Origin of the sequence: uncultured Methanobrevibacter sp. (assembly GCF_902801725.1) — an archaeon.
Classification (GTDB): Archaea; Methanobacteriota; Methanobacteria; order Methanobacteriales; family Methanobacteriaceae; genus Methanocatella.
Genome location: NZ_CADCJB010000010.1, coordinates 1 through 6,263, shown reverse-complemented (window position 1 = coordinate 6,263; position 6,263 = coordinate 1). Strand labels below are relative to the sequence as shown.

General features: G+C 38.2%; 1 protein-coding gene. It reads left to right on the top strand.

Translation table 11 applies throughout. The annotated features are described in order from the left end of the window. Positions 1-629 precede the first annotated feature (629 nt). The coding region (locus tag QZV68_RS03045) for a right-handed parallel beta-helix repeat-containing protein (RefSeq protein ID WP_296878468.1) at positions 630-6,263 on the top strand (5,634 nt) is incomplete at its 3' end.

Below are 6,263 nucleotides of genomic sequence, written 5' to 3'. Positions count from 1 at the left end.
TAAATCTTCTTTAATTTTTATTTTTTAAGTAATTCTTTTTTTATTTCAATGAATTCTTTTTTGAATTACTTTTTTTTATTGAATGTCTTGTTTATTTTTTGTATTCCTATTTTATATTTTGTTGTGGTTTTTCATGTATGATATAATTGACATATATGTTGTTATATTCATTTTTGCTTTTTAATAGTGTTTTTTTAAGGATTTTGAGAATTTATTTGCATATCTTTTTTCTTTTTTCTTATTTCTTAGTATACATTTTATTAAATAATTCTATTTAATGTTTAGTATTTTTCTAATTTTTTTGTTTATTTGTACTATTTAGTACAATTTTGATTTTTTTTCTAATGGGGAGGGTATTATTTATTGTATATTTTTAAAATTTCAATCTTTTTTTTAGTTTAATTTCTATTTTTTTAGTTTTAAAACTGAAATGATTTTAATTCAATTTTTTTATTTAAACAATTTATGTTCTATATAATTCAATATTTATTAAATATTGTACATTAAATTGAACAGTTTGCTAAATGAATAATATTATATATTAGGTAATATTAAAATAGTAATTACTATAGACTCTCCATACCATGTTTTATTATTTAACATGTGTTATAAGATGGAGGGGGTGTATTATGTCAAGAAAAGAGATATTAATTATATTTTTAATAATGTGTTGTCTTTTCTCACTTCAAGCCGTTGCGGCAACAGGTGATGGAAACTCAACAGATTCTGTTGTTTTAACAGCAGATGGTGATGTCTCTGCATATTCACTTCCTAATTTAGATAATCAGCTGCAGGCAGGAAGTGAAGAAGCAGGAACATTTTCAGACTTGCAGGATGATATATCTAGCGGAAAATTAGTAAGAAACTATACATACAGTAGCACTGACTCTGGATTATCCAACGGAATAACTATAAGTTCTGATCTTACAGTTGACGGTGAAGGAAAAGTAACTATTGATGCTAAAAATCAGGCCAGGGTATTTAATATTGCTAGCGGAGCTACTGTAACAATAAAAGGAATTACATTTATCAATGGTAATGCTCTAGGAAACGGAGGGTCTATAAGTTCAAGTGGAGTATTAACATTAATAGATTGTAAATTCATCAACAACACTGCTGTAGGTCATGGTGGTGCTGTATATATGGATCATAGTACAAGCAGTACTATTGAAAACTGTGAATTTAATGGCAATGTCGCTGGATTAAATGGTGGTGCTATCGACTGGCTTGCCGGATCTGAAAACGGTAAAGTGATTAAATCAACTTTCACCAACAACACTGCCAAACGTTCCGGTGGTGCTATACACTGGAGTGGACATTATGGTACAATTTCCGCTTCCAACTTCACAGACAATAAGGCTACTGGTGAAGTCATCAATGAAATCAATGGCGTTACTGGTGGTGGAGACGGCGGTGCTGTGCTATGGGTAGGTAGTCATGGTATCGTCAAGGATAACTGTAACTTTATTGATAACTTTGCAAAATACCGTGGTGGAGCAATATTTGTTCATGGTAACTCAACTGAAAATTGTACCAACACAACAGTAACCAAGAGTAAATTTGAAAACAATGTTGCCGGCCTTAATGGTGGTGCTATCGATTGGCAAAGTGGTACTACTAATGGTATGCTAAGTTATTCAACTTTCACAAACAATACTGCATACCGTAGTGGTGGTGCTGTATATTGGTATGGTACTAATGGTACTGTAAGTCATTGTGACTTCACAGACAATCATGCTTTAGGTACAGTTGATGCACATGATAAAGGCATTGTAATCTATCCTACATTTGGTGGTAATGGTGGAGCTATTCTTTGGACTGGTTCTATAGGTAAAGTTGAATATACTAACTTCATCAATAATGATGCATTACATAATGGTGGTGCCGTATACCTGCAAAGTAGTGTTGATAATAACTGTACAAATACATCATTTACCGATTGTATATTTGAAAGTAACATTGCAGGTCTTAATGGTGGTGCTATAGATTGGCATGAAGGTGCTCATGACGGTAAAGTATCTAGATCCACATTTACCAGAAATACTGCTGGTTCCAATGGTGGTGCTATATTCTGGAGTGGTCACCATGGTGAAATATTAGACTCTAACTTCACTAGTAACACTGCTAAAGGTTTAACTATTGATACTCATGGTAATATTGGTGATGGTGGTGCTATCATATTGTCTGGTATTAATGGTACTGTAGACAACTGTAGATTCATAGGCAATGAGGCCAAATTCAATGATACATATACATTTGGTGGTAGAGGTGGAGCAGTATACCTGCAAAACTGTACTCATGGTAACTGTGAAAACACTACCTTCACCAATGTCTACTTCGAAGGTAATATTGCAGGCACAAACGGTGGTGCTATCGACTGGCATGCCGGAGCACACGATGGTCTTGTTGAAAGAGCAACTTTCATCAACAACACAGCTAGACGTTCAGGTGGTGCAATCTTCTGGAACGGTCACAATGGTACTATCAGATACACAAAATTCTATAATAACCGTGCATTGGGTGAAGTAAATGCAACCAGTGTTGTAGGTCCTGTCACCTCTGGAGGTGATGGTGGTGCTGTAATGTGGTCCGGAGCACTAGGAGATCTTGAATACTGTAACTTAGTAAATAACACCGCAGCAAAACGTGGTGGAGCAATATTCCTCCAGGCCAGTGAAGAAGAAGACTCTGACAATACAACATTCAAACATTCCTACTTCAAGAACAATACTGCAGGCACAAACGGTGGTGCTATCGACTGGAACAAAGGTTCCCACAACGGTATTGTGAATAATGTAACATTCATAGACAACACAGCTAAACGTTCTGGTGGTGCAATCTTCTGGTTCGGAATGAACGGTACTGTAATCAACTCCAAATTCGTCAACAACTCTGCATTAGGTATTGCACTTGCAAACAACTCATTTGGAAACATGACTTATGGTGGTCACGGTGGAGCTATCATGTGGACAGGTAACAACGGTACTATTCAAAATGTCACATTCGATAAAAACACTGCTAAGGTGCATGGTGGAGCAATGTTCCTGCAGGGAAGTTTAGAATACGGTAACTGTGAAAACATTACAATCGATGATTCCAAATTCACAGACAACATTGCAGGTGTAAATGGTGGAGCAATAGACTTCTACAGGGGTTCACTCAACGGTACTATTGCTAACTGTTACTTTGACAACAACACTGCTGCACGTGACGGAGGTGCGATTGCATTTGAAAGGGGGTCAGCTAATGGAATTATTTACAACTCCTCATTTGTCAACAATACTGCTTACCGTTCTGGTGGAGCATTCTTCTGGGATGGTGACGGCGGTAATGTTAGCTACTGTAATTTCACTGGAAACAAGGCAGTTGGAATCGCCATTGATTCTCACCATGTTAACGTAACCAGTTTAGACCAGGTGATTAATGTTACTGAATTGCCTCCGGCTTCCATAGACACTGACGATTACTTATATGTTCTTGAGATTTATAACGGAACTCAAAAGGTCAAATACGAATTATATGTGTCCATCTATAATGATAAAGCCCACCACCACTCCTGGTTGAAACTCGATGAGACCACCGAAGTTTCACCTTCACCTACTGATTGGGCTATTGACCAGTATTTCGGTGGTGACGGAGGTTCAATCCTCTGGACTGGAGACAATGGTGTAATAGCTCATTGTAATTTCTTGGATTCAGATTCTGCTCGTCGTGGTGGTGGAGCATACATGACTGGTGGAAATCACGTATACTACTTCAACTGCACATTCGAAAACTGTACTTCAGGTACCAACGGTGGAGGTCTTGACTGGCTAGCCGGTGCTAACTACGGTATGGTAATCGACTGTAACTTTACACATACCGAAGCCGCCCGTTCTGCCGGTGCAATCTACTACGACGGGGACTATGGTGAATTCAGAAACATCATAATCAAGGATACCTATGCCCATGGTGGAGACCTTGAGGCAAGCAAGGACGGCAAAGTCAAATACGCAGGATGGGATGCAAGCCACTGGGATACCAATACAACCGGTGGTGACGGTGGAGCAATCATGCTTACAGGAAACAATATTTATATCTACAATGTTACATTCACCAACTGTACTGCAGTCGGTCGTGGTGGAGTTGTCTTCCTGCAGGACAATTTCAATGTAACATTTGAATTATGTATCTTTGAAAACAACCGTGCATTAGGTACTGCAAACAACACTTATAATAATGATAATGATACCAGCAGCGGATTGAATAGGGAATTGACAGGTGATGGTGGTGCAATTGGATTTGATATAGGTGCAACTTTAGGAATAATCAAAGACTCAAAATTCATCAACAACACTGCTGCACGTGACGGTGGTGCAATCAGCTATGCTGAAGGTTCATCCAACACTACTATGTATAATGTCTCATTTATCAACAACACTGCAATCCATGATGGTGGAGCTATATTCTGGGAGGGACACTATGGAATCATCAACGCATCCATATTTGAAAATAACAAGGCAGTAGGTTTAGGAAATGGGGCTCTCATCTCAACAACTGTCAATCCAAATACGAATGAAACAGAAAATCGTTACAATATCATTGGTGGTGATGGTGGAGCGATTAAATGGCTTGGTTCACATGGTATTGTTATAAATACCACATTCTATAGAAATAACGCTTCATATAATGGTGGTTCAATCTATTTAACTGGTACTGAAACTGAAAACTGTACCAACGTCACATTCGTTGACTGTGATTTCACAGAAAACCTGGCAAGATTGAATGGTGGTGCAATATTCTGGGCTACCGGAGCATCAAATGCAACCGTAAAAAGTTCTCACTTTATCAACAACACTGCTTTGAGGTCTGCAGGTGCCATTTATGTCAACGGTAACTATCTTGAAATAAAGGACACTAATTTCATTAATAATAATGCTAGACGTACTCAAACATATGATAACCGTACTGGAAGCTCTTATTTAACATCTTTAGGAGGTAATGCGGGAGCTATCTGTTGGATGGGTTCATATGGTACTGTAGACAACGGTACATTCATCAATAACACAGCTAATGGTCGTGGTGGAGCTATTCAGTTTGAAAGAAACCGTGACGGTATAGTTAAGAACTCATGGTTTGAAAACAACTCTGCAAATGGTGATGGTGGTGCAATCGACTGGTATTTAGGTGCAATCAACGGTCAGCTCATAAATTCCACTTTCAAATCCAATTATATTGTTGGTAATGATGGTAATGGTGCAGGTATCTTCATTGAAGGTTATAATGCTACCATTAGGAACTCAAGATTCTATGACCACTACACCAACTCCGATGGTGGTGCAGTATATGTTGCAGGTGATGAATGTATGATAATTGATTCCACTTTCGAACGCAATGTTGTCGGTGACGACGGTGGTGCAATCTACTGGGAAGGTGACTACGGTACTATCGTAAACATCACATGTCATGATAACCATGGTATAAGCTATAACACATCCACTTCCAGAGGAGGGGCAGTTTCCCTTATCGGTTCAAATATTACAATCAGTAAATCTGTATTCACTTACAATAATGTTTCCTATAGCGAAGGATCTGACATGAGCAAGCTTGACGGTGGTGCAATGCTGATTACTGGATACAATATCACTATCTCAGATACTGAATTCAGCAATAACTATGCATTAAACTATGGTGGTGCAATTATGATCATTGGTAACGAAACTACAATTGACAATTGTACTTTTGACACTTCCAACGCAACCTGTGGTGGAGCTATTTTTGTAGATGGGCATAACTCTACAATATCCGGTGCATTCAAAAATACCAATGCCACATTATCCGGTGGAGCCATTTATGTACACGGGGAAAATGCAACAATTGTAGATTCATCATTCGACAGTACCTATGCTTTCGGTTCAGTAAATAATGGTGGTGGAGCGATAATGGTTAACGGAAACTTCACATCAATCGAAAAATCCAACTTCACGAATACTCACGCTGACAATAACTATGAGGCTCGCGGTGGAGCTATCTATATTAAGGGTATGGCTACCAATATCACAGATTCAATATTCGAACATTCAAGATCCAACCGTTATGGAGGTTCCATCTACATCAACGGTACAAATACCACAATTAGAGGATCCAATTTCACAGACTGTACTGTAAACAGTGACGGTTCCCAGGGAGGAGCCATTTATGTGGAAGGTAAATATACAAGCATTATCGGGTCTGGTTTCGACCACAACACTGCAAAAGATGAAGGTGGAGCTATTTATATTAAT